Genomic DNA, 23,454 nt, shown 5'->3' on the forward strand with positions numbered 1-23,454 from the left:
GGGAGCGCCTTTTCATGGCCTTACGCCCGGGCCAGATACGCCCCGCAGACCCGCCGGGCTTCGGCCGCCACGGCGTCCTCGTCCACAGTGACCAGCTGCCCGTCCCGGACCACGATCTTTCCGCCCACCACAGTCATGTCCACCGGGCCCCGCAGGCCCATGGTGGCCAGAACGGCGGCAGGGTCATATTCGCCGCCCACCAGCTCTAAGCGGCGGGAGTCCACTAAAAAGAAATCCGCGCATTTGCCAACCTCAAGAGAGCCGATGTCGGTTCTTCCGAGCAGGCGGGCGCTGCCCCGGGTGGCCAGCTTTAAAACCTCATACCCCGAGGGGGCAGCGGCGCTGGAGCTGAGCCGGTGGAGCAAAAATGCCACCCGCAGCTCCTCCATCAGAGAAGATCCGTCGTTGCTGGCCGAGCCGTCCACCGCAAGGCCCACCGGAACACCCAGCTTCATCATCTCGGGAATCCGGGCAATGCCGGAGCTAAGCTTCATGTTGGAAATGGGGCAGTGGGCCACGCCCGTGCCGGTGCGGGCAAGCTCTTTCAATTCCTCCGTGTTAAAATGGATGCCGTGGGCAAACCACACGTCCGGTCCTGTCCAGCCGAGGGAGGCCATGTATTCAAGTGGGCGCATTTGGAAACGCTCTAGTGTGTAGCGCTCCTCGTCCTTCGTCTCGGCCAGATGCGTGTGCAGCCGCACACCGTACTGCCGGGCCAGTACAGCGCTCTGGCGCAGCAGCTCCGGTGACACAGAGAAGGGCGAGCAGGGGGCCAGAGCCACCTGACGCATGGAGCCAAACGACCCGTCGTGATATGCCTCGATACACCGGGCGGAGTCACGCATGATTTCGTCCACCGTCTGCACCACGCTGTCCGGCGGCAGGCCCCCGTCCTTTTTGGACAGGTCCATGCTGCCCCGGGATGCGTGGAACCGGATGCCCAGCTCCCCCGCCGCCGCAAACTGCACGCCCATCAAGTCCCCCGCTCCGGAGGGGAAGACGTAGTGATGGTCAAACACAGTGGTGCAGCCGTGCTTTAAAAGCTCGCCGCAGCCGGTCAGAGTGCTCAGACGGATGGCCTCGCCATCCAGCCCCTTCCAGATTTCATACAGGGCGGTGAGCCAGTCGAACAGCTCCAGATTCTGCACCTGAGGCAGATTTCTTGAAAAGGTCTGATACAGGTGGTGGTGGGTGTTCACAAGCCCGGGATAGCACCAGAAATGGGCACCGTCCAAAACCTCGTCGGCAGACTGGGGCAGTGCCGTTCCCATGGCGCGCAAAACGCCGTTTTCACAGTAGAGATCGGTGTTTTTCAAAACCCGATCCCCGTCGTCACAGGTCACCACGGCGGACAGGTTTTTAATCAGCAGAGAGGACATGGCGCAGCTCCTTTCAACATCGAAACAGGTTGCATCGTTTTTTACGACTATTCTAACAGAAGTATCAAAAAAATCAACTTGAAACCTCATAAAATTTGTAGTAAGCTAAAAGAAAGTTTTGGAACAGGGAAGGGAGGGGCCTTATGCTGGATATTTTTGATATCCTGGGTCCCATTATGGTGGGGCCGTCCAGCTCTCACACGGCGGGGGCGGTTCGGATTGGCAACATGGCCCGGTCACTGCTGGGCGGCGAGCCGAAAACGGCAAATATCGGGCTGCACGGCTCTTTTGCGGAGACGGGGCCGGGACACGGCACGGACCGGGCGCTGGTTGCGGGGCTTCTGGGGATGAGGCCGGATGATCTGCGCATTCCCCGCAGCTTTGAGCTGGCGGAAAAAGAGGGGCTGGAGGTATCCTTCCGGAAGGTGGAGCTGAAAGAAGCCCATCCCAACACGGCGGTGCTCCGTGTCTCCGACGGAAGTGGGCGGACGCTGGAGCTTCAGGCTGCCTCCACCGGCGGCGGACGCATCCGGGTGGACGCGCTGGACGGCATCCATGTGAATTTCACCGGCAGTTTCAACACGCTGATTATCCGCTCCGTCGATGTGCCGGGAAAGCTGGCGGAGGTGACATGGATTCTGGAGCACGGAAACGTGAACATTGCCAACATGAACCTCTGGCGGGCAAAGCGGGGTGGCAGCGTGCTGATGGTGATTGAGACGGACGAGAAGGTGTCCCCCAAAGTGCGGACGCTGATTGGAGAGCTGGAGGATGTGACCGGCGTGACGTATTATGAGAGGGAGGACGCGTAATGGCACTGGATTCCATGCAGGAGATTTTTGATGCCGCCGAAGCGGGCGGCAGGGAGTTTTGGGAAGTGGTGCTGGACACCGACATGGAGGAGCGGAGCGTGACGGCAGAGGCGTCCATGGAAAAAATGCGGATTGCGTGGCGGGCCATGCTGGAGGCGGTGGACACCTACCGGGGCGACCGGCTCTCCGCCAGTGGACTGGTGGGCGGCGACGGAAAGAAGATGCGCAACTACGCGGCGGAGATGAACACCCTTTCGGGGCCTTATCTTGCGGCGGTGATTGCCTCCGCCCTTTGCACCGGCGAGTCCAACGCCTGCATGCGCCGGATTGTGGCGGCGCCTACGGCGGGGGCCAGCGGCGTGCTGCCTGCCGTGCTGATTCCCCTCTATCACCGGGGCGACATTGACGAGGACGCCGCCGTCCGCGGACTGTATGTGGCGGCGGGCATCGGTGCGGTGGTGGGCAGCAGGGCCTGTATTTCCGGTGCCTCCGGCGGCTGTCAGGCAGAAATCGGAACGGCCTCCGCTATGGCTGCGGGCACGCTGACGGCTTTGCGGGGCGGATCCTGCCAGCAGATCGGACATGCGGTGGCTATGGCGCTGAAAAACCTGTTGGGCCTTGTGTGCGACCCCGTGGCGGGCCTTGTGGAGGTCCCCTGCGTAAAGCGGAACGTGGTTGGGGCGGTCAACGCCGTAAGCTGCGCGGATATGGCCCTTGCGGGGGTGGAGAGCCGGGTTCCTGTGGATCAGGTGATTGACTGCATGGGCGAGGTTGGCCGCAAAATGTCCGAAGAGTTCCGGGAGACGGCGCTGGGCGGTCTTGCAGATTCCCCGTTTGGCCGGGAGGTCAAGGAGCGGATGAAAAACCGGGTGTAATGATAAAAGGTCCGGCCGTACGGCCGGACCTTTTTGCGCGGAAACGTTAAAATAGCTATTGCTACGGTGCTCCTCCTGCGCAACAATGCGTGGGTATACGGCCCGTCCGCTGTGTACGGATGTGCCGAAGGCGGCTGCTTGCGCTTCTTCCAATGGGACGACAAAAGTGTCAGTCGTCCCACTTCACGCCGGCGGCTTTGGCCGCCGCTTCAATGACGTGTCCGGCCAGCACGGTGGAGGTCACTGTGCCCACGCCGCCGGGAACCGGCGTGATGGCGGCGACAATCGGTTCCACACTTACAAAGTCCGCGTCGCCGTGCATGGAGCCATCGGCGTCCACGTGGATTCCAACGTCAATGACAGTCTGGCCTGGGGCTACACACGCGCCGTCCACGGCCCCGGCTTTTCCGGCTGCCACAATCAAAATCTCGGCCCGGCGGCACTCTTCCGCCAAGTCTTTCGTGTGGGTGTGGCAGGTGGTGACGGTGGCGTTTCGAGCCAGCAGCAGCATAGCCACGGGCTTTCCGATGACAAGGCTGCGCCCCACCACTGTCACCCGTTTTCCATCCAAATCGCAGCCATAGTGATCCAAAAGTTCCATACAGGCCTGGGCGGTACAGGGGGGATAGCCTGCGCCCTTACCGGTGAATACCCGGGCAAGGGATCCGCCTGTGATGCAGTCCACATCCTTTTCGGGAAGCAGGGCGTCGCAGGCCGCCTGCTCGTTCAGTGTTTTGGGAAGGGGGCGCAGCATCAATAGGCCGTGGATGTCCGCAGCCCCATTGACGCTCTGGACGGCCTCCATCAGCTCCGTCTGGGTGCAGTCGGCGGATAAAGTTAGTTTTTTGACCGCCACGCCAAGCTTTTCGCAGCGCTTCACCGCGCCCCGTTCGTAGGCCAGGTCGTCGGGCCGTTCGCCTACCCGCAGAATGGCCAGCGTGGGCTTCACGCCTTTTTCATCCAGCGTCCGTACCCGCTCCGCAAGACGAATGCTCAGAGCCTCCGCCACTTCTTTTCCGCTTAAAATCCTTGCCATATACGCTCTCCTCTCACTTTCCCCGAAGCTGGACCCGCACTGCGCCGGCCACGGCGGAGGCCCGCGCACCGTATTCGCGCAGCAGCTCGTCCGTCCGGTGCTCCAGCGCCGCCGCAGTCACCCGGTTTTTCATGGTCTTTGTATTGATAAACACATTCAGCGCGGCGCATTCCATGGCCGCCCGGCAGCAGGTTGCCCCGCAGCCCACGTCGGAAATCAGCATTACGCTGCTCTTTTCCAGCAGTCCCTCCAGCAGCTCCACGGCCTTGGCACACTGCTCCAGCGTTTCCATCGGCGCGGCGCAGGCCCGCTTGGTGGCCTCCTCCAAAACCTCGTCCCGGGTGGGGTCGTCCTTGGGGATGGAATAAGCGCGGGACAGAGGCTCGAAGGCCGCCGCGTCCGCGTCCACCAGCTCTAAAAGGCGCTTTTGAATCTCCGCCCCTTTTTCCAGCAGGACGCGGAGGTCCTCTTCTACGGCGGCGTATTTTTTCCGACCCAGAGTCATATTCCCCGCCATAGAGCCCAGAGCGGAGCCCAGCGCGCCCACCAGAGCGGAGGCGCCACCGCCGCCCGGAATCGGGACTTTGGCCGCGAGGAGGGAGGTAAACTCCCGGCAGGTTCGATCAATCAGCTTTTCGGGCATGGGCAAATCCTCCGTTTTTCTTTTTTACAGTTTTTGGAGCGTTCACTGCAAAGTAGTATACCCCCATCCCGATAAAAATGCAACGCTGACGCAGGCTGCATAAAATACGGATGAAAGCGGCAAGGGCGCGGCAAAATCTGATATCTTAGCGTTGCCGGTGCAATGAAAAGCGCCCTCCGAGACTTCGGAGGGCGCTTTTTGGAAAAGTAATCCGTTATTTTACCCGGACGATGCAGGTCAGGCTGTTTCCGTCGTAGGACATGGTGACGGTGGCCATACCGGCGGACACGCCGGTGACCATCCCGCTGCCGTTGACGGTGGCTACGCTGGGATTGCTGCTGGACCAGGTCTGGGCGGTGGTGATTCCGGTGTTTTTAAGCTGGAAGCTCTCGCCCACGCCCAAGGTAAAGTCCTCCCGGTTCAGCTTCACATTGCCGCCAGAGGGTGTGACGGTGTTCCCGGAGCTGCCGGAAGAGCCGGAGCCTCCGCGCACCCGCACGATGCAAAGGCCCTTTCCGGTGCCGTCGGTGGCATAGACGTTGATGATTCCGGCGGAAATGGCCGTCACCGTGCCGTTTTCGTCCACGGAGGCGATTCCGTCGTCCTCGCTGTACCAGGTGTAGCTTCCGCTGCCGCCGGAAACGGTCAGCTTTACCGCCGGATCCCCCACCGGGAGAGTAAAGTCTGTATTAGAGAGGGTCAGAGTGTCGGGCAGGGCAGCCACCTGTTCCACTGTCAGCTCGGAGGCGTCCGTTTCCGTTCCGTTTCCGGGCTCTATCACGCTTCCCGGTTCTTCACCGGCGGAGGAAGAAGAATCCCCGGAGGAATCTCCGATCCCCGGCAGACTGGTGTCCCCGGAGGAGCTGCCGCTTTGAGACGGATCGACTTCGGAGGAGGAGACGCCGGGCGTTGTGCCGCCGCCCAGCTTTTCCTTGATGCTGTCGCCAAAGAACAGCCAGCCCAGCGTCACTGCCAGCACCACAATTACCACAACCAGCACAGGTGTCAGGATGCTGGGCTCCTTTCGGCAGGCGGAGCGCCGCGCACCCTTGCGGCGGAAGGGGCGCTCTTCCTGAAGTGCGGCTTCCTCCTCACAGAAGGGACAGCACTTATATGTATCGGAATACTTTTCCCCGCAGTCGGGGCAGCGTTTCATGGCCATGAATATCCTCCTTCGGAGCGGTGGGTGTTTTTTTGATCAATTGACATAATATCGGGTTTTTCCGGCACAGTCAAGGCCGTGGAGACGAATTTTGCGGAATTCTGTTTTTTTCCTTGGTTTTTACTTGCATTTGGTAGTTGCCGTCCCTATAATATTCTGAGGTTCTTCCCCCTTTTCCTTGCGGGGAATTGCCGATGGCGGGCGGCGCGTGCCCCCGCGGAGAGGGGGAAATGCCCGATGGATATTATTTTGATCGGCGTGGCGGGGGGCACCGGCTCTGGCAAGACCACCCTGACCCGGCGGCTGAAGGAGCATTTCGGGGACGACGTGACCGTTGTGGGCCACGACAGCTATTATAAGCTGCAGGAGGGCGTCTCCTTAGAAGAGCGCACGCGGCAGAATTACGACCACCCCAGCGCCTTTGACACAGACCTTTTAATTGAGCACCTGCGGGCGCTGAAACGGGGGAAGCCCATTGAATGTCCCGTGTATTCCTTTACGGATTTTAACCGCACCGAACGGACGGTGACGATTTTCCCTGCCAAGGTCATCATTGTGGAGGGGGTTTTGATTTTTCAGAATCCCGCGTTGCGGGAGATGTTCGACATCAAGATTTTCGTGGAGACGGACGCGGACGAGCGCATTTTGCGCCGCGCCCTGCGTGACGTGGAGGACCGGGGAAGAAGTCTCCAGTCCGTTGTCAAGCAGTATCTCACCACTGTGAAGCCTATGCATGAGCAGTATGTGGAGCCCTCCCGGAAGTACGCGGACATTATCGTGCTGGGAGGCGGGCGCAATCTGGTGGCGCTGGAAATGATGATTCAGAGGATTCAGGCCCACATCGACAAGAATTAAAAGACAAGGGACCCGCTACTGAGCGGGCCCCTTTTTTGCGGACGTTGGACCGGAATTGCGGGTTTAAAACGCTCTACTTAAAAAATTAACAAATATTGTATTTACAATTATCATCAGCAGTCCTTATAATGATAGCAGTTTAACAGGCAGGAAACCGAAAAAGAAGCAATGCTGCCCGGCTTTGCGCCCAGAAGGATGGGCACTGGGGCCGGGATCCATAAAATCAAGCGCAGTCTCAAAAAGTCCCAAACGCAAAGGAGGAGGCGTCATGTCGGTGAAGCTGGAGCTGTATCGTGTATTCAAGGAGGTGGCGGAGGCGGGGAACATCTCCGTGGCCGCAAAAAACCTCTATATTTCCCAGTCGGCGGTAAGCCAGTCCATTAAGCAGTTGGAAACGGCTTTGCAGGCGCGGTTGTTTTCCCGCAGCCCCCGGGGCGTTTCCTTGACAGGGGAGGGGCAGCTGCTCTATGACTATGTCCGCTCCGCGCTGGGTCTTCTGGCCACAGGGGAGGATAAGCTCTCTCAGGCCCAGCAGCTCATGCTGGGCACGCTGGTGATCGGCGCAAGCGACACGGTGACGGGCCAATTTTTGACGCCCTATCTGGAGGCGTTTCACCGGCTTCACCCCGGTATCCGGCTGAAAATCATCAGCGGGCGGAGCGCCAAGGTTTTGAGCCTGCTGCGATCCGGTTCTGTGGACATCGCCTTTGCGTCCACCCCGGCGGAGCGGGAGCGGCTGGAGGCATGGCCCTGCTTTTCCACCCACAGCGTATTTGTGGCGGGCAGCGGCTACGGCTGCGATTTCGACCATGTTTACACCCGGGAGGAAATTGCGGCCTTCCCCCTGATTCTGCTGGAGCGCAAGGCCAGCTCCCGTGGCTTTTTGGAGCAGGATTTTCTCCGCTGCGGCGTGACGCTGACTCCGGAGATTGAGCTGAGTTCCCGAAGCCTTCTGGTGACGCTGGCAAAAATCGGGTTAGGCGTGGCGGGTGTGACGCTGGAATTTGTGCAGGATGCGCTGAACGCGGGGGAGATTCGGGTTTTGAAGACCGACTTTACCATCCCCGCCCGCAGTGTGGAGATGTGCACCTTGCTGGACGTGGCGCCCACTGCGGCGGCAGGGGCGTTTATGGAAATGGTGAAAGACGAGGACCTTCCCTCTGAGGAGACAGCAGAATGATTGCCTGAGAGAAGCGGAATAATAGCCGCCCGGTAAATTGAAATAATAGCCGCCCAAAGCGGTACACAAACGGAGTGGAGGCCTTTGGCCTCCACTCCGTTTTTATTGTCGTTATCAAAAAATCGGCCAAGAAACGCCGCCGCTTTCCATAAAAAAGCGGCGGTTATCCGTCGTTTGCGGAGGTCACAAAATGAATGGCCGAGAGCAAAGTTCGTTCGTCTCCCACAATATAGAGAATATCTCCGCTCAAGAGGGAAGAATAGGGACCGGGGGAAAGGATAATCTGCTCCCCGCGCTCGATGGCAATGATGGTGGCCCCCGTTTTGTGCCAGAAGTTCAGGCCGCTGATGCTCTTGCCCGCAACCTGAGAATTGGCGGGCACAGCAACCTCGTAGGGCACAAAGGGTGTGTTTTTTCCGGCGCGCCCCTCCGTGTTGAGGACAAACAGCAGCTTTTCCATGGCGGCGGAGGTTTCGGCAATCTGGCGCTCCATCCAGGAAAGCAGCTCGCCTTTTACGTCGGCCGCGCTTTGCAGTTCCCGGCTTTCCTGAATAAACTCTGCGGCCTTTTGCGAGGAGAGAATCCACACGCCGCTGTTTTTCTTGATGTCGAGAATCTCCACATCCTCCAGCAGATGAACCGCCTTGCGAATTGTTTCCGGAGAGACGCCGTACTGAGAGGAGAGCACCGTGCGCCCGGACAGCTTTTGTCCCTCCACATATTTGCCGCCCACAATATCCTGAGCGATGGTGACCGCAATCTTGCGGTAAACAGGCAGGGTAATCCCCTTGCTTCTTGCCATAATGATTTCACCGTAATTCCGTTATAATATTTATTTGCGCTACAATACTGCCAGTCTATCACAAAGTTTAGATTTCGTCAAAATAAATTGCGCTTTCTGTATAATCAGAGGAACAGCGAAAAAGCAAACCACCGGCCTGTATCCAAATTTGCTTGATAATATCGCCAATTTTGCAATAAACTTCTCCAAAAAATGCCATTATTTTTCCGGCAACTTATACAAAAACTAAGATGTCAGTTTGACAAAGTGACAACTTGTTGATATAATATGCAATGTCAGTATTGTTATGTACAAGAAAGGAGTCAGATAGTTTATGAAGAAAACGATCCGGATTGCAGGATTGCTTTTGGCAACGAGTGTGCTGGCCGGCAGCCTTGCGGGCTGCGGAGCGGGGGAGCAGAAGCAGACGAAAACGCTGCGCTTTGCCGACGTTGGCTGGGATTCCATCCTGTTCCACAACGCTGTGGCGGGAACTGTGGCCGAAACGGTGTTCGGCTATGAGTGGACGGAGGTTTCCGGCAGCACCCCCATCACCCACGAGGCGGTAAAGAAGGGTGAGATTGACGTACACATGGAGGTTTGGTCTGACAACCTCCCCGACTATAACGCCGACATCGAGGCGGGTACGCTCAAAGAGGTGGGCGTAAACTTTGACGACAATGCACAGGGCCTGTATGTGCCGCGCTATGTCATCGAGGGGGATCCGGAGCGGGGGATTGAGCCCATGGCGCCGAACCTGAAGACCGTTGCAGACCTCAAGGACTATGCTTCCCTCTTTAAGGACCCCGAGGATTCCTCCAAGGGAATTATCTACGGCGGTATTGCGGGCTGGGAGATTACGCAGATTATCCACCAGAAATACTTGTATTACGGGCTGGACAAAACCTATAACTATATCGAGCCGGGCACCGATGCCGCCACCAGCGCTGTGCTGGTAGCCGCGTATGACAGGGGAGAGCCGGTGGTGGCTTATTATTGGGAGCCGACCTGGCTGCTGGGCAAATACGACTTTGTCCTGCTGGAGGATGAGCCCTATGACCCGGAGCTGTTCCTTGAGGGAAAGACACAGTGCCCGTCTGTGCGGGTCACCATTTGCACCAGCAACGATTTTTATGACAGCGACCCGGAGTATGTGGCGTTTTTGTCCAAGTATCACACCACCTCCGCGCTGACCAGCGAGGCCCTTGCCTATATCGAGGAAACCGGCGCGGATTATAAGACGGCGGCAAAGTGGTTTTTAAATGAGCACCGCGACATGGTTGAAACCTGGCTCACCGCGGAGCAGGCCGATACGCTGTATGCGGCCATTGGATAAGGAGGCTGCATGGATTGGCTGTTTAATTTTCCCTTTACAATCAGCGTTGACACAAACGCAATCGACAATGCCGTGCGCGGCTTTGCCGCTTCACACTCTGCGTTTTTTGACGGAATCAAGTCCGGGCTGACGGGCTTTGTGGGAGCCATCAACTGGATTTTAGGCTATATTCCGTGGTTTGTTTTGATTGCGCTGGTCTTTTTCCTTGGCTGGAAGGGGCATAAGAGCCTGCGTTCCGGCATTACCTACGCGGCCCTGCTGTGCGTCATTGGAATGCTGGGATTGTGGGACCTGATGAACCTGACGCTTTCCATTGTGCTGGCAGGCGTGATCATCGCGTTGGTACTGGGGCTGCCTGTCGGTGTGCTTCTCTCCGGCTCCGACCGGGCCAACCGGACGGCGCGGCCGCTGCTGGACATGATGCAGACCATGCCGGTGTTCGTGTATCTGATTCCGGCGGTCATTTTCTTTGGCATGGGCTCTGCCTCCGCCGTGATTGCCACCGTAATTTATGCCATGGTGCCGGTGATTCGCCTCACCAGCCTTGGCATCCGGCAGGTGAATGCCGAGGTGGTGGAGGCTGCGCGCTCCTTTGGCTCCACAAAGCTGCAAATGCTTTTGAAGGTCCAGATGCCGCAGGCCCTGCCCACGATTATGGCGGGCATCAACCAGACCATGATGATGGCGATGTCCATGGTGGTGACCTGCTCCATGATCGGCGCCCGCGGGCTTGGCAACGAGGTGCTGATCGCCGTCAACCGGGTGGAAATCTCCAGAGGCTTTATGGCCGGCGGCTCGGTGGTCATTCTCGCCATTCTTTTGGACCGCCTGACACAGGGCTGGTTTTCAAACCGGAAGGAATCGGGGGATGAATGACGATGAGCGATATGATTATCGAGACGAAGAATCTTGCCAAACTGTACGGAACGCGCCGGGAAGAGGCCATGGAGCTGCTGAGCCAGGGAACTGAAAAGGCAGAGGTGCTGAAAAAAACCGGCGTGACCACCGCGCTGTACGACATCAATCTGCAAATTCCCCGGGGCAAGATTTTTGTCGTCATCGGACTGTCCGGGTCGGGAAAGTCCACCCTGGTGCGCTGCTTTAACCGGTTGCACCGGCCCACCTCCGGCTCCGTCACCTTTGACGGAGTAGACCTTCTGAAGCTGAATAAGCAGGAGCTTCGGGAATTCAGGCGGAGGAAGATGGCCATGGTGTTCCAGTCCTTCGGCCTGATGAGCCACCGGAATGTGCTGGGCAACGTGGCCTATGGGCTGGAGGTGTCCGGCATGGGCCGGGAGGAACGGGAAAAGCGCGCAAGAGAGGCCATTGCACTGGTGGGTCTGGAGGGCTGGGAGGAATCCATGATCGGAAGCCTTTCGGGCGGTATGCGCCAGCGGGTGGGCCTTGCCCGGGCGCTGGCCAACGATCCCGAGGTGTTGCTGATGGACGAACCCTTTTCCGCGCTGGACCCGCTGGTGCGAAACGACATGCAGTTTGAGCTGCTGTCCATTCAGCGAAAGCTGGGAAAGACCGTCATTTTCATTACCCATGACATTGACGAGGCGTTTCATCTTGGTGACACGGTTGCCATCATGCGGGACGGACGGCTGATTCAGGTGGACACGCCCGAGGGCATGAGCACGCGCCCGGCGGACGACTATGTGCGGCGCTTCATCGATTCCGCAGACAAATCAAAGGTGCTGTCCGTGCGTAATATTATGATTACGCCGGTGAGCCTGATCAAGCCCGGCGACGGCATTGACCATGCGCTGCGGCTGATGCGGAAAAATGCCATCTCCTCGGTGTACGTTGTGGATGGGCAGATGAAGCTTCAAGGAATTTTGACGCTGGCGGACGCCATGCGAGCCAAGCGAGAAAACCTGGATTTGACCGAAATGATTATCAAGGACGTTCCCTCAGCAGGGCTGGACGCCTCAGTGGAGGAGATCATGCCCCTGTCGGCGGAATCGCCCTATCCTCTGGCGGTGCTGGACGAGGGGGGGCGCTTGCAGGGAATTGTCACAAAAGCAAGCGTTCTGTCCTCTCTGGTGTAAGACAAAAAATCCCCGGCAGAAATTGCATTGCAATTTCTGCCGGGGATTTTATCTGCCGTTTTTTTGCTCCGCAGGGAGCATAAAAGTCACACCGCTTGCTTTGGAAACAAGGTTCCCTCGAAAAGCCGGACTTCTGTTTTCGGCTTAGAGCTTCTCCTTGACCTTGGCCCGCTTGCCCACACGGTCACGCAGGTAGTAAAGCTTCGCACGGCGAACCTTACCGTTGCGCACCACCTCCACATGGTCGATAGAGGGAGAGTGAACGGGGAACACCTTCTCAGCGCCCACGCCGTAAGAGATACGACGGACGGTGAACGTCTCCTCGATGCCGCCGTGCTTCTTGGCGATGACGGTGCCCTCGAACACCTGAATGCGCTCGCGGGAGCCTTCTCTGACCTTCACGTGCACGCGGACGGTATCGCCCACATTGACCTCGGGCAGCGTCTGCGCCAGCGCTTCTTTGTTCAGTTCCTTAATGAGATCCATGGATTTTCCTCCTAAATTATAGGCGTTCTTACCGCTGTTCATGGCACGCCGCCAAAAATGGCGCGTATGCGGCAGAGGACCGCCCTTTGTAGCCTGAATAGAATACCACGCCGTTCCCCTAATTGCAAGGGTTTTTTCAGGATTTCCCCCTGAAAGACGAAAATTAAGAACAAATTGGGCAATTGAGAAGGCTTTTGGAGCGTGAGGTTCATCCGCCGCCGCTTCGCTGGGAGTACCGCCAGGCGGCGGAATAAGGACAAGCGGTGAAATACGGTTAGGCCGAAATAAGCGCTGAAAAAAATCTGAAACTGCTTGACAAATTGCGCCCCGACTGATAATGTGATAATTATGTTATCGATAATTTAATTATCAATTAAGCAAGGAGGTGGGTGACACAAATGGCAACGCCGGATCATACCATTGATCCACGTATTCTGGACAGTGCAAAAAAGGAATTTCTGGCTCATGGATTTGAAAAGGCTTCCCTGAAAGTGATCTGCGAGGATGCAGGAGTGACTACCGGGGCGCTGTACAAGCGATATAAAGGAAAAGAGGATTTATTCTGCGCCGTGGTGGGGGATGCGGTGGAGGCGCTGTATGACTTTGTGGAATTAAGAAGTTCTGTTCCTGCCAGTACGCTATCCGACGATGCGCTGATAAAGGCGTGGGAGATGGGGGAGAGCATGATGGAATGGTTCCACTTTCTCTACCAGTATCACGATGGGTTTACGCTTCTGGTTTCATGTGCGGCGGGAACCCGCTATGCCAATTTTCAGCATAATTTTGCCGAAGAAATGGCCGTTAAGACCTATGAATACTTTCTGGAGGCAAAAAACAGGGGGTTGACTGAGGCTGACATCTCCATCGAAGAGATGCACATTTTGCTCTCGGCCTTCTGGACCACCGTTTACGAACCGTTTATTCACAACTATACGCTCCAGCAGATCGAGGCCCACAGCGAGCTGATGTGCAGATTGTTCAACTGGTATTCCGTGCTGGGCTTTGACTCAGCCAAATAAAATTCCCTTCGAGAGAGGGAATTTTATTAAAGTTAATAGTTAGTGTTGGATAACTTGAAAAGCCGTCTCTTTATGATAAGAGGCTTTTGTTTCTCTAAAGTTAGGCAAATCTAACTGCTGCGTGTTTTATAAAGGAGGGGTTTTGTTTGTTCAAAAAAATACTGGGATATGCGGGCGAGTACCGAAAAACCACCTACAAAGCGATTGCCGCCATGCTGGTGGGGATGGTGATGCAGGTGCTGCCTTTTTGGTTTATCTACCAAATTATCCGGCCGCTGCTTTTGCGGGAAGCCGTTTCGGCGGAGTATGTGATCTGGAGAGTGGTGGGAATTGGCCTCAGCACGGTTTTGTATGCGGTGTTTTATATCTGGGGCCTTTCCCTGTCCCACAATGCGGCCTATAATACGCTGAAAAATCTGCGCATTTCCCTGCAAAACAAGCTGGAAAACCTGCCCCTTGGCGTGATTCAGGAAAAGGGCGTGGGCTCCATCAAAAAAATGTTTATTGACGACATTGAAACGATTGAATTACCGCTGGCTCACGCCATTCCCGAAGGGGTTGCCAACATTACAATTCCGGTACTGGTATTCGCGGGCCTGTTTCTGACGGACTGGCGGCTGGCCTTGCTGGCACTGGCGGCGCTGTCTTTTGGAATGCTTGCCATGGCGGTGATGTACCAAAGCGGCGTGGGCAAAATGCGGGACTACTATGCCGCGTCCCATAAAATGAACCGCACCATCGTGGAGTACATCAATGGCATGGAGGTCGTCAAGGTATTCAACCGGGACGGCGAATCCTACCACCGCTACGAAACCGATATTAAAAGCTACCGTGATTTTACGCTGGCGTGGTACAGGGTCTGCTGGCCGTGGATGGCCATTTATGAGTGCCTTGTGCCCTGTGTATCTCTGTTTGTGCTGCCCGTGGGCGCGTATCTGGTCCTGCGGGGATACTCCACCTTGCCGGACCTGGCGCTGGCGCTGTGCATGTCCTTTGGAATCGGCGCGCCGCTGCTGCGCGTGATGAGCTTTTTCCCCAACATGGCGCGGCTTAACTTCGTCGTGTCCAACATGGAGCAGATGCTGGAGGAAGAGCCCCTGAAGCAGGCGGAAAAGCCCTTTTCCGGCAAGAACTACGGCGTGGCGTTTGAAGACGTGCACTTTGCTTATAAGGAAGCGGAGGTGCTCCACGGCATTACCTTGGAAATTCCCGAGGGAAGCCTCACCGCGCTGGTGGGCGAGTCGGGCAGCGGAAAATCAACGCTTGCAAAGCTTCTGGTGCACTTTTACGACGTGACCGGCGGCTCCGTGAAAATCGGCGGGCAGGATGTGCGGGACATGAGCCTTGAAGCGCTCAACGAGCAGATTTCCTATGTGGCGCAGGAGCAGTTCCTGTTTAACATGAATCTTCTGGAAAATATTCGGTTGGGCAGGCCCGGTGCCACCGATGACCAGGTGCTGGCCGCTGCGGAAAAGGCCCAGTGCGGCGAATTTTTGAGCCGACTGGAAAAGGGGATTTACACGATGGCGGGAGACGGCGGCAAACAGCTTTCCGGCGGAGAGCGCCAGCGCATTTCCCTGGCCCGGGCCATTTTAAAGGACGCACCCATTGTGGTGCTGGACGAGGCCACCGCCTTTATGGACCCGGAGAACGAGGAAAAAATGAATGCGGCAATTGCCGAAGTAATCCGGGGAAAGACGGTGGTAGTCATCGCCCACCGGCTACATTCCATCGTGGACGCAGATCAAATCTGCGTGCTGGACGCGGGCAGGCTTGCCGACGCCGGGACCCATGATGAATTGCTGGAGCGCTGCCCGGCCTATCAAACGCTGTGGCAGGCAGCCGAGGGCAGCGCCAGATGGAAAGTCAGCGCCGTAAAGGAGGGGGAGACACGATGACCGCTTTAATGAGCCGCATTTTCAATGCCTCCGGAAAATACCGGGGCAGAATCGCATGGGCCTTTGTATTCTCTTTTTTGAAGGGCATCCTCAAAAACGCGCCCATCGCCCTTGGTTTTTTCGCACTTGCCGCGTTTTATCACGGGACGGCCACGCCAAAGTTCTGCCTTCAAATCGGCGTCGCGCTGGTTGGTATGCTTTTGGCCCAGATGCTGTTCCACCACATTGCCGACCGGCTGCAATCCGGAGCGGGCTACCTGCTTTTTGCCGATAAGCGGATGGAACTGGGCGCGCACCTGCGGAAAATGCCTATGGGTTATTTCACGGAGGGCAACATCGGCAAAATCAGCTCGGTTCTCTCCACCGACATGGTGTTTATTGAGGAAAACTGCATGGCCGTGTTGGCCGATCTGATGAGCTATCTTTTTGCGCAGGGTATTTTGGTGGCCTTTCTCTTTTTCTTCAATGTATGGATTGGGCTGGCGGGACTGATTGTCGTTGTGCTGATTACGCTGTTGGGTCGGGGCCTAAAAAAAGAGGCCGTGGAGGATTCTCACATCCGTCAGGCCCAGCTTGAAAACCTCACGGAATCCGTGCTGGATTTCACCGAGGGCATCGGCATCATCAAAACCTACAACCTGCTGGGGGAAAAGTCCGAGACGCTTACCGGCAGCTTTGAGGAAACCTGCCGGGCCAGTCTTGCGTTTGAGGAGAATCATACCCCGTGGCAAAGAGGGCTGAATCTCATCTACGGACTGGGAACCACCTTTGTAGTCGGTCTTTCCGTGTTCCTGTATTTTAAGGGTATGCTGGACGTGACCTATCTGGTGGGTACTATGCTTTTTGTGTTCGATCTGTTTGGCCCGCTGAAAGCACTGTACAGCCAAAGTGCGCGGCTCACCGTCATGAATAGCTGTATGGATCGTATTGAGGAAGTGTTCCGGGAGCAGGAGCTGCCCGACACAGGCGCAAACCATATTCCCGCAAGCAGCGACGCGCCCGAGGTGCAATTTGAAGATGTCACGTTTGCCTACGGCGAGAAAAACGTTTTGCAAAATGTGTCATTCAACCTCCCGAAAAACCGGATGCTGGCGCTGGTCGGCCCGTCGGGCGGCGGAAAATCCACCATCGCAAGCCTGCTGGCCCGCTTTTGGGATGTAAAAGCGGGACGGATTCTGGTGCGGGGGCAGAATATCCGAACGGTCCCCCTCAGTGAGCTGATGGATCAGATCAGCATGGTGTTTCAGCGGGTCTACCTGTTTCAGGATACTATATATAATAATATCAGCATCGGCAGGCAGGAGGCCAGCCGGGAGGAAGTGATGGAAGCGGCTAAAAAAGCCCGCTGCTACGATTTCATCATGGCCCTGCCCGAGGGGTTTGACACCGTGGTGGGCGAGGGCGGCGCCAGCCTTTCCGGCGGTGAGCAGCAGCGGATTTCCATTGCCCGGTGCATTTTAAAGGACGCACCCATTGTCATTTTGGATGAAGCCACCGCCAGCGTGGACGCGGACAACGAGAGCTATATTCAGGAGGCCATCAGTGAGCTGTGCAAGGGGAAAACGCTGCTGGTTATCGCCCACCGCCTGAATACGATCCGCAACGCCGATCAGATTCTGGTCATCGCCAGCGGGGGGATTGCCCAGCAGGGAACCCATGACGAGTTGATGGAGCAGGCGGGCATCTACAAACAATTTGTCACTGCCCGGGAAAACAGCCGGGGCTGGAGTCGGAAGAGCGCGTAAGCGCTAAATTGACTGACCGGGTAAATTTCGGTGGAAAACGGCGGCGGGAAAATGCAGAGTCCATGGTCGGTCTAAGCCGTGGGGATGCGCAAGGCGCTTGCCGAGACCGAAATCAACAAAACGCTCCGGGAATAAGACGCTGCAACGGGCGGACGGTTTTTAAAACCGTCCGCCCGTTTGCGGAGTGGAGCGCATCTTCCCAGCCGAATATTTCAAGATTTGCGTAGTTTTTTGTTTTGTTGTCTTGACATTAATTTTAATTGTATGCTATACTAACAAATAGCTTAGTTTCAACTAACTAAAGGCATATAGGAGGCATGCTGAAATGCCGTATCACACAGAAAACAGCCCGGGCCGATACTATGAAACAATGCGCCGGTATCAGGAGGCGCAGTTGCTGTTCGCGGCCATTCGCCTCAATGTATTTTCCCATCTGGACACGCCGCAGACTGCGCAGGATGTTGCCAAGGGGCTGGACTGCGACCCGTGTCAGGTTCGGCTGCTGCTGCTGACCCTGACTTCCTGCGGCTGGCTTGGAAAGCTTGGGGAGTATTACATGAACACGCCGGAAACGAAGGACTTTTTATCCCGGAACAGCGACGTGTTTTTGGGGGACGCCCTGCTGTTCCGGGAAAACATGACCTCGCTGGCGCAGTTGGAGCAAAAGGTGAAGTCTCCCGAAGCCCTGCCCAAACCGGCCTACAATTTTTCAGAAATGGCGCGGGTGTCCATTCCCGAGCTGTACGCCGGGCGCGTGCAGGCGTTTTTAAAGCAGATGGAGGCCCTGTATCCCGACCCGCTGCGCCCCCTCCGCCTGCTGGACTTGGGTGGGGGAACCGGGATTCAGGGAATTGAATTTACAAAGCAGTTTCCAAACAGCCGGGCGGTGATTTTTGAAGCGCCGGATGTGGCCGCGGTCACAAAGGAAATTGTACGCGAACATGACAAAGAGCAGCAGGTGGGGGTTATTGCCGGGGATTTTAATACGGATCCTCTCGGCGGCCCTTACGATGTGATTGTCGCCTCCGGCATCCTGAACTTTGTGCGCGGCGACCTGTCGGACTTTATCAAAAAGCTGTCGGCAAGCCTTGCGGAGAATGGAAAGCTGCTGATTGTGGGGCAGTTTGCGGACGAGGAGGACAGTGTGTCGCCCAATATGGTGGGATGGCTGTCCGGCTTTTTAGACGGCCTGCCGCTCCCGCCCGACGGGGAGGCGCTTACAAAGGCGGTGAAAAATGCGGGACTGACCCCCATGAAAGCCACAGGGGCTGACCGATACGAAGGGCGGCTTTACCAAAAGGGAGGCGCTGAGTCGGCTGTTTCCTCCGGGGACGTCATCCGTTCCTTTATTGAGCTGAACGAGCGCATTGCCAACAGCCGGACCAATGTCCTGAATTTTGGCAGCGAGGAGATGACCTTTTACCGCGGGGAAATCCACATTCTGAAAATGATCGGTGATTTTCCGGGGATTCATAGTGCCGAGCTGGCCCGGAAATTTGGAATTACCCGGCCTGTGGTTCATAAAACCTTGCAAAAGCTGACGGAGCGGGATTTGATTCGCAGAGAGGACGACGCCGCAGATAAAAAGCGCGCCCTGCTGTACCTGACGGATAAGGGGCAGACGGCCTACCGGGAACACGAGCGCTACCACGAAGAAAACGACAGGGCGCTCTTTGCCTTCCTCGCGGATATGCCCGGCGATAAGCTGGCCGCCATCAACGGATTTTTAAACCATGCCATCGGCCTGATTGCAAACCATGCGTAGGCGGCGTAGGTGAGGTTTCCGAATGGAACAGAACGAATGGGTATGCTGTCCCCTGTGCGGACAGAAAACGCGGGTGCGGATTCGGGGAGATACAGTGCTGATTCGACTGCCGCTTTTTTGCCCCAAATGCAAGCGGGAAAGCTTGATCAATCTACGCGACGGGAAAATTTCCGTTGTCCCACAGCCAGACGCCAAGACGCAGTGCTGATAAAACAAACGTGTTTGTTTTATCACGCCTGCGTCTTTTTTCTTGCAAAGCAATTGCTAAAGTTTTTAAAAAATTATAAAGAACATCTTAATTATTATTAAGGAGAAATGGTATATGAACAGCAAATTAATTGCCGCCGCCTTGACGGCCGTTCTCTGCCTGTCGCTGGCAGCGTGCGGGCAGGCGCCTGCTTCGTCAGGCGCGTCCGGAGCCGCAGCTTCGTCTCCAGCGGAGGAAAGTGCCGCGCCCGGGGAGCCGAGAACCATCACAGACCTTGGCGGGTATCAGGTCACCGTTCCCGCCGCCGCAGACATTCAGAAAATTGTCATTTTAAGCCCGCCCGTCATGTCCTTTGTAATCGGGGCCGTGCCCGATACCGAAATGATTGTGGGCATTAACGCCCGGTCCTTCCTGACCTCAAATCCGAAAATTGTGGAAAAGACTTTTCCCAATTGGCAGTCGGTGGAATCCTCCTTTGTGGATGTGAATTTTGCCGTAAATACCGAATCTTTGCTGGCGCTGGAGCCGGACATTATTTTCTATTACGGAGATTTCCAGAAAAAAGGCATTGAGGGTCTTGCGATTCCGGCGGTGGACTTTCTGATGAAGGGCGTGAACAGCCCGGAGACAATGTCGGTTGCATGGGACGGGCAAATCAGAGAGCTGTTGGGGTCGGATACCTCCGTGGGAATCCAGCAGGAATGGGACGCCACCAACGCAAAGCTTGCAAAGCTTCTTGAGCAGGTGGGCGACGAGAAGAAAACGGGGCTTTGCATCAAGCTGAATCAGGCTGGAAGCCTGATGGTCATGGGGTCGGACTCCTTTGACGGCTGGGCCCAAAGCTTTTTCTCCCTCAGCGGAATTGAAAACGCCGCCGCGTCCATTGAGGGTACCGGCGAGGTCAGCATGGAGCAGATTTACCAGTGGGACCCGGATTTTATCATGTGCTTTCAGGATGCCCCGGCAAGCTATATTCTGGAAAATTCCATTGAAGGACAGGACTGGTCGCTGCTGAGCGCCTGGAAAAACAAGCAGGTTTTTGACGTGCCCAGAACCACCTATGCCTGGGTCACGCCCTGCGCGGATTCCCCGCTCTTTCCCCTGTGGCTGGTTTCCAAGGCGTACCCGGAGCTTGTGAGCGACGACGAGGTGCGCACGGAAATCAGGGAGTATTACCAGCGGAATTACAACGTGGAATTGACCGAAGGGGAGCTTGACTCCATTCTTGGATATCGGGAAGCCACAGGAATATGAAAACCACCCATCACGCAGGCTATCGCAAAACAATGTTGCTTGGCTTCATATTGCTGGCGGGGGCGGCGGTCGCCGGGATATCGTTGGGAAAATACGGCATCCACCTGCCGGAGCTTGTAGCCATTTTCTCCGCAAAGCTGCACGGCAGCGTGGACAGATCAATGGAAATCGCTGCCTTTGTCATTTTTAACGTGCGCATTCCGAGAATTATTTTAGCCGCCATGGTCGGAGCCGGATTATCCATATCCGGCTCCGCCTTGCAGGGTACCTTTCAAAATCCGCTGGTCAGCCCGGATTTGCTGGGCGTCAGCTCCGGCGCGGGCTTTGGCGCGGCGCTGGGCATTCTGCTCACCGGGGGGCTGGGCCTGTTTACGCCGGTGCTTTCCCTGCTGGCAGGGCTGATGAGTGTGCTGCTGGTGTTTTTGCTGGCGGGGACAAAAAAAGGAGGGGGAACGCTGTCGGTGGTGCTGGGCGGCATTATTGTGTCCTCCATTTTTTCAGCGCTCATCTCCCTGATTAAGTATGTGGCTGACTCCTCCGAAACGCTCCCCGCCATCACCTTCTGGCAGATGGGCAGCTTTGCAAACGTCACCTATCGGGACATCGGCATTGCTTTTATTCCCATTGCGGGGGGCATGCTGGGTCTGCTTCTGCTTCGCTGGAAAATCAACCTGCTCTCTCTTGGCGACGAGGATTGTTTTGCCCTTGGAATCAATCCCCACACCACCCGCTGGCTGGTGATTTTATTTGCCACGCTGACCACGGCAGGCAGCGTCACCGTCGCCGGGGTCATCGGGTGGGTGGGGCTTGTGATTCCCCATATTTGCCGCAGGCTGGTGGGAGTGAATCACGGGCATCTCCTGCCCGCCTCCGCCCTGATTGGGGCGACCTTTATGATTCTGGTGGATACCGCCGCAAGAAGCCTGACCTCTGCCGAGATTCCCGTGGGCATCCTCACCGCCCTGATTGGTGCGCCGTTTTTTGCGGTGATTTATCGCCGCGGAAGAAAGGAGGGGTGAGCGAATGGAAAAAATTCTGGAGGTGCGGGATGGCTGCTTCTCCTATGCGAAGGGGAGGCCGCTCCTGCAAAATATCAATGCTTCCCTGGACGGCGGGCAGGTGATGGCGGTGATGGGGAGAAACGGCATCGGAAAAACCACGCTAATCAAATGCATTGTCGGTATTCTGAGCTGGGACAGCGGCTATTCCACAGTAGCCGGCAGGCAAAGCCAAAGAAACAGGCCCATGAAAGAAATCGGCTATGTACCGCAGGCCCACCGGGTTTCCTTTGACTACTCCGTGCGGGATATGGTGGTGTTTGGCAAGGCGGGGCACAGCTCCTTTTTCGCGGCCCCGAGCCGGGGAGATTATGAGCTGGCGGACCGGATGCTTTACAAAACAGGGATTTATGAACTGCGGGATTCCCCCTGCAACGAGCTGAGCGGCGGGCAGCTTCAACTGGTGTACATCGCCCGCGCGCTCATCAATGAACCAAAGCTTTTGGTTCTGGACGAGCCGGAATCACATTTGGATTTTCGTAATCAAATCCGTCTACTAAAGCTGATTCAAGGCGTGGCAGCCGAGCAAAGCATCGCCTGCATTCTCAACACCCATTATCCAAACCATGCCCTGCGCATTGCGCAGCGGTGCTTTCTGCTGGGCGAGGGGGACTATATTACCGGCGATACGAAGCAGGTGATGACGGATGCCAATATTCAGAAATTTTTCGGCGTGGTTTCTCATTCTGTTGAATTTCAGTATCAGGGGGAAACCGTGACCTCATTTTCGTTTTTGGACGAGGGATAGGCGCGTAGGAAAGGGGTAATTTGCCGGGTTTTAAAAAAATACGCAGGGGAGGGCTGTTTCTCAAATTGCGAACCCCCTCGTATCAGGGGGATGCAGGGCCCGCTTCCATACCTTGGGAGAAGTGGAAACATTTATAGATTGCAAATGGTAACAAAACAGTTACAATAGGATGCAAGGAGGTAACAAAATGAAAAACTTGAAAAAAACACTCAGCGTTGCCCTTACATCCGCGGTACTCGCAGTCGGCCTGGCGGTCAGCGCTTCTGCGCAGACCTTACCCGGTGCGTCCTGCCCAAGCGGCTCCGGCCGGTCCGCCGCTTTCCAGAACGTAAACAATGTTCTCAGTACCTATGTCAACAATTCTTCCAACTCGAATTGCAGCTCCAACCTGAAGTCACTGTTGGGGAATCTGACCTCCAACGGCTCCGGGCAGACGCTTCCTTCCAGCGTCAGCGATCTTTTGAAGCAGTGCGGCATTGACGCCAACGCGCTGAACTCCGGCTCCAATTGCAATCAGTCCAAAAACTGCAACACGAATTCCAACTGTAATTCCAACACCAACTGCACGCAGGCGGGTAATTGCATCACCGACTGCGACACCACCGGCAATTGCACGACCACCTGCGATAAGGCCGGCAATTGCACCCAGCCCACCGGAAACAATCAGACTCCCTCTACCGGCAACGGACAGTCCGGTCAGGACGGCTCCTCTAATCAGGGCGGGTCCGGATCTTCCGGCTCTTCCGACAACTCCACGTCCGACAACCAGAGCTTTGAGCAGCAGGTGGCCGATCTGGTCAACCAGCAGCGTGCGGCCAACGGCCTGCAGCCCCTGACGCTGAGCACCGAGCTGTCCGCAGTGGCCCGGGCCAAGTCTCAGGACATGCACGACAAAAATTATTTTGCCCACGAAAGCCCCACCTACGGCTCTCCCTTTGACATGCTGAAGACCTTTGGCATCAGCTACCGCACCGCCGGTGAAAACATTGCCATGGGTTATGCCACGCCCGAGGCGGTGATGAACGCCTGGATGAACTCCTCCGGGCACAGAGCCAACATTTTGAACGCCTCCTATACCCAGATCGGCGTGGGCTATGTGGCGGACGGCAATTACTGGACGCAGCAATTTATTGGGTAATTTCTTTCATACCTGCACAAAG

At 56.4% G+C, this 23,454-nt stretch carries 22 protein-coding genes; 16 read left to right on the forward strand and 6 right to left on the reverse strand.

The features are described 5' to 3' along the window. Positions 1-20 precede the first annotated feature (20 nt). Entirely contained in the window at positions 21-1,379 is a 1,359-nt protein-coding gene (locus ABVS15_RS12885; RefSeq protein ID WP_369284090.1) for an 8-oxoguanine deaminase, read from the reverse strand. A 143-nt stretch (positions 1,380-1,522) separates the two neighbouring features. Here ABVS15_RS12885 and sdaAB point away from each other — a divergent pair, with 143 nt between their 5' ends. Both sdaAB and sdaAA read left to right on the forward strand, forming a co-directional pair. Then, the gene (gene sdaAB, locus ABVS15_RS12890; protein WP_369284091.1) at positions 1,523-2,191 is read left to right on the forward strand and encodes an L-serine ammonia-lyase, iron-sulfur-dependent subunit beta; all 669 of its coding nucleotides are present in this window, start codon (positions 1,523-1,525) and stop codon (positions 2,189-2,191) included. Continuing rightward, positions 2,191-3,066, forward strand: coding sequence for an L-serine ammonia-lyase, iron-sulfur-dependent, subunit alpha (sdaAA, locus tag ABVS15_RS12895; protein WP_369284092.1), 876 nt, complete (start codon positions 2,191-2,193; stop codon positions 3,064-3,066). The genes sdaAB and sdaAA overlap by 1 nt, the downstream gene beginning before the upstream one ends. Before the next feature lie 169 nt (positions 3,067-3,235). Here sdaAA and ABVS15_RS12900 read toward each other — a convergent pair whose 3' ends face one another. From ABVS15_RS12900 to ABVS15_RS12910, 3 genes are all read right to left on the reverse strand, one after another. Further along, positions 3,236-4,102, reverse strand: a complete 867-nt coding sequence (locus tag ABVS15_RS12900; RefSeq protein ID WP_369284093.1) for a bifunctional 5,10-methylenetetrahydrofolate dehydrogenase/5,10-methenyltetrahydrofolate cyclohydrolase — start codon at positions 4,100-4,102, stop codon at positions 3,236-3,238. A gap of 13 nt (positions 4,103-4,115) precedes the next feature. Then, positions 4,116-4,745, reverse strand: a complete 630-nt coding sequence (locus tag ABVS15_RS12905; RefSeq protein ID WP_369284094.1) for a cyclodeaminase/cyclohydrolase family protein — start codon at positions 4,743-4,745, stop codon at positions 4,116-4,118. A 214-nt stretch (positions 4,746-4,959) separates the two neighbouring features. Next, the gene (locus tag ABVS15_RS12910; protein ID WP_369284095.1) at positions 4,960-5,907 is read right to left on the reverse strand and encodes an Ig-like domain-containing protein; all 948 of its coding nucleotides are present in this window, start codon (positions 5,905-5,907) and stop codon (positions 4,960-4,962) included. A 237-nt stretch (positions 5,908-6,144) separates the two neighbouring features. On the opposite strand from ABVS15_RS12910, the gene udk reads away from it, so the two are divergent. After that, a complete protein-coding gene (udk, locus tag ABVS15_RS12915) occupies positions 6,145-6,762 on the forward strand; it encodes a uridine kinase (RefSeq protein ID WP_369284096.1) in 618 nt (205 codons plus the stop codon). Between the two features lie 268 nt (positions 6,763-7,030). Next, the gene (locus ABVS15_RS12920; protein ID WP_369284097.1) at positions 7,031-7,942 is read left to right on the forward strand and encodes a LysR family transcriptional regulator; all 912 of its coding nucleotides are present in this window, start codon (positions 7,031-7,033) and stop codon (positions 7,940-7,942) included. 163 nt (positions 7,943-8,105) lie between these two features. Here ABVS15_RS12920 and ABVS15_RS12925 read toward each other — a convergent pair whose 3' ends face one another. Then, a complete protein-coding gene (locus ABVS15_RS12925; RefSeq protein ID WP_369284098.1) occupies positions 8,106-8,744 on the reverse strand; it encodes a TrkA C-terminal domain-containing protein in 639 nt (212 codons plus the stop codon). 313 nt (positions 8,745-9,057) lie between these two features. Here ABVS15_RS12925 and ABVS15_RS12930 point away from each other — a divergent pair, with 313 nt between their 5' ends. The 3 genes from ABVS15_RS12930 to ABVS15_RS12940 are packed head-to-tail and all read left to right on the forward strand — an operon-like array spanning position 9,058 to position 12,113. Further along, positions 9,058-10,059, forward strand: a complete 1,002-nt coding sequence (locus ABVS15_RS12930; RefSeq protein WP_369284099.1) for an ABC transporter substrate-binding protein — start codon at positions 9,058-9,060, stop codon at positions 10,057-10,059. A 9-nt stretch (positions 10,060-10,068) separates the two neighbouring features. Next, complete coding sequence (locus ABVS15_RS12935) at positions 10,069-10,935, forward strand: ABC transporter permease (RefSeq protein ID WP_369284100.1); 867 nt, start codon at positions 10,069-10,071, stop codon at positions 10,933-10,935. A gap of 2 nt (positions 10,936-10,937) precedes the next feature. Continuing rightward, on the forward strand, positions 10,938-12,113 hold the full coding sequence (locus ABVS15_RS12940) for a glycine betaine/L-proline ABC transporter ATP-binding protein (RefSeq protein ID WP_369284101.1): 1,176 nt from the start codon (positions 10,938-10,940) through the stop codon (positions 12,111-12,113). 144 nt (positions 12,114-12,257) lie between these two features. On the opposite strand, the gene rplS is transcribed toward ABVS15_RS12940, so the two are convergent. Beyond that, a complete protein-coding gene (rplS, locus tag ABVS15_RS12945) occupies positions 12,258-12,599 on the reverse strand; it encodes a 50S ribosomal protein L19 (protein WP_293007748.1) in 342 nt (113 codons plus the stop codon). A 398-nt stretch (positions 12,600-12,997) separates the two neighbouring features. On the opposite strand from rplS, the gene ABVS15_RS12950 reads away from it, so the two are divergent. The 9 genes from ABVS15_RS12950 (at position 12,998) to ABVS15_RS12990 (ending at position 23,432) form a co-directional block, all read left to right on the forward strand. Continuing rightward, complete coding sequence (locus ABVS15_RS12950; RefSeq protein ID WP_369284102.1) at positions 12,998-13,618, forward strand: TetR/AcrR family transcriptional regulator; 621 nt, start codon at positions 12,998-13,000, stop codon at positions 13,616-13,618. Positions 13,619-13,764: 146 nt separating this feature from the next. Next, a complete protein-coding gene (locus tag ABVS15_RS12955) occupies positions 13,765-15,516 on the forward strand; it encodes an ABC transporter ATP-binding protein (protein WP_369284103.1) in 1,752 nt (583 codons plus the stop codon). Further along, positions 15,513-17,261, forward strand: a complete 1,749-nt coding sequence (locus ABVS15_RS12960; protein WP_369284104.1) for an ABC transporter ATP-binding protein — start codon at positions 15,513-15,515, stop codon at positions 17,259-17,261. Before ABVS15_RS12955 ends, ABVS15_RS12960 begins: the two co-directional genes overlap by 4 nt. Positions 17,262-17,586: 325 nt before the next feature. Next, the gene (locus tag ABVS15_RS12965) at positions 17,587-19,026 is read left to right on the forward strand and encodes a methyltransferase (protein WP_369284105.1); all 1,440 of its coding nucleotides are present in this window, start codon (positions 17,587-17,589) and stop codon (positions 19,024-19,026) included. A gap of 22 nt (positions 19,027-19,048) precedes the next feature. Next, the gene (locus ABVS15_RS12970; RefSeq protein ID WP_369284106.1) at positions 19,049-19,234 is read left to right on the forward strand and encodes a cysteine-rich KTR domain-containing protein; all 186 of its coding nucleotides are present in this window, start codon (positions 19,049-19,051) and stop codon (positions 19,232-19,234) included. 114 nt (positions 19,235-19,348) lie between these two features. Next, positions 19,349-20,488 carry an ABC transporter substrate-binding protein gene (locus ABVS15_RS12975; protein ID WP_369284107.1) on the forward strand — a complete coding sequence of 380 codons (1,140 nt, stop codon included), beginning with the start codon at positions 19,349-19,351 and terminating at the stop codon, positions 20,486-20,488. Next, the gene (locus tag ABVS15_RS12980; RefSeq protein WP_369284108.1) at positions 20,485-21,507 is read left to right on the forward strand and encodes a FecCD family ABC transporter permease; all 1,023 of its coding nucleotides are present in this window, start codon (positions 20,485-20,487) and stop codon (positions 21,505-21,507) included. The genes ABVS15_RS12975 and ABVS15_RS12980 overlap by 4 nt, the downstream gene beginning before the upstream one ends. A 4-nt stretch (positions 21,508-21,511) precedes the next feature. Beyond that, complete coding sequence (locus ABVS15_RS12985; protein WP_369284109.1) at positions 21,512-22,294, forward strand: ABC transporter ATP-binding protein; 783 nt, start codon at positions 21,512-21,514, stop codon at positions 22,292-22,294. A gap of 187 nt (positions 22,295-22,481) precedes the next feature. Next, complete coding sequence (locus tag ABVS15_RS12990) at positions 22,482-23,432, forward strand: CAP domain-containing protein (RefSeq protein ID WP_369284110.1); 951 nt, start codon at positions 22,482-22,484, stop codon at positions 23,430-23,432. Positions 23,433-23,454: the final 22 nt, after the last annotated feature.

The organism is Oscillibacter sp. GMB15532, from assembly GCF_041020825.1.
Classification (GTDB): domain Bacteria; phylum Bacillota; class Clostridia; order Oscillospirales; family Oscillospiraceae; genus Oscillibacter.

Excerpts from the sequence above, each read along its gene's own strand:
- ABVS15_RS12940 (WP_369284101.1), top strand. The coding sequence starts at position 10,938 with ATGAGCGATATGATTATCGAGACGAAGAATCTTGCCAAACTGTACGGA.
- ABVS15_RS12950 (WP_369284102.1), top strand. The coding sequence starts at position 12,998 with ATGGCAACGCCGGATCATACCATTGATCCACGTATTCTGGACAGTGCA.
- rplS (WP_293007748.1), bottom strand. The coding sequence starts at position 12,599 with ATGGATCTCATTAAGGAACTGAACAAAGAAGCGCTGGCGCAGACGCTG.
- ABVS15_RS12920 (WP_369284097.1), top strand. The coding sequence starts at position 7,031 with ATGTCGGTGAAGCTGGAGCTGTATCGTGTATTCAAGGAGGTGGCGGAG.
- udk (WP_369284096.1), top strand. The coding sequence starts at position 6,145 with ATGGATATTATTTTGATCGGCGTGGCGGGGGGCACCGGCTCTGGCAAG.
- ABVS15_RS12900 (WP_369284093.1), bottom strand. The coding sequence starts at position 4,102 with ATGGCAAGGATTTTAAGCGGAAAAGAAGTGGCGGAGGCTCTGAGCATT.
- sdaAB (WP_369284091.1), top strand. The coding sequence starts at position 1,523 with ATGCTGGATATTTTTGATATCCTGGGTCCCATTATGGTGGGGCCGTCC.
- sdaAA (WP_369284092.1), top strand. The coding sequence starts at position 2,191 with ATGGCACTGGATTCCATGCAGGAGATTTTTGATGCCGCCGAAGCGGGC.
- ABVS15_RS12970 (WP_369284106.1), top strand. The coding sequence starts at position 19,049 with ATGGAACAGAACGAATGGGTATGCTGTCCCCTGTGCGGACAGAAAACG.
- ABVS15_RS12935 (WP_369284100.1), top strand. The coding sequence starts at position 10,069 with ATGGATTGGCTGTTTAATTTTCCCTTTACAATCAGCGTTGACACAAAC.
- ABVS15_RS12885 (WP_369284090.1), bottom strand. The coding sequence starts at position 1,379 with ATGTCCTCTCTGCTGATTAAAAACCTGTCCGCCGTGGTGACCTGTGAC.
- ABVS15_RS12960 (WP_369284104.1), top strand. The coding sequence starts at position 15,513 with ATGACCGCTTTAATGAGCCGCATTTTCAATGCCTCCGGAAAATACCGG.
- ABVS15_RS12925 (WP_369284098.1), bottom strand. The coding sequence starts at position 8,744 with ATGGCAAGAAGCAAGGGGATTACCCTGCCTGTTTACCGCAAGATTGCG.
- ABVS15_RS12965 (WP_369284105.1), top strand. The coding sequence starts at position 17,587 with ATGCCGTATCACACAGAAAACAGCCCGGGCCGATACTATGAAACAATG.
- ABVS15_RS12985 (WP_369284109.1), top strand. The coding sequence starts at position 21,512 with ATGGAAAAAATTCTGGAGGTGCGGGATGGCTGCTTCTCCTATGCGAAG.
- ABVS15_RS12910 (WP_369284095.1), bottom strand. The coding sequence starts at position 5,907 with ATGGCCATGAAACGCTGCCCCGACTGCGGGGAAAAGTATTCCGATACA.
- ABVS15_RS12990 (WP_369284110.1), top strand. The coding sequence starts at position 22,482 with ATGAAAAACTTGAAAAAAACACTCAGCGTTGCCCTTACATCCGCGGTA.
- ABVS15_RS12905 (WP_369284094.1), bottom strand. The coding sequence starts at position 4,745 with ATGCCCGAAAAGCTGATTGATCGAACCTGCCGGGAGTTTACCTCCCTC.
- ABVS15_RS12975 (WP_369284107.1), top strand. The coding sequence starts at position 19,349 with ATGAACAGCAAATTAATTGCCGCCGCCTTGACGGCCGTTCTCTGCCTG.
- ABVS15_RS12930 (WP_369284099.1), top strand. The coding sequence starts at position 9,058 with ATGAAGAAAACGATCCGGATTGCAGGATTGCTTTTGGCAACGAGTGTG.
- ABVS15_RS12980 (WP_369284108.1), top strand. The coding sequence starts at position 20,485 with ATGAAAACCACCCATCACGCAGGCTATCGCAAAACAATGTTGCTTGGC.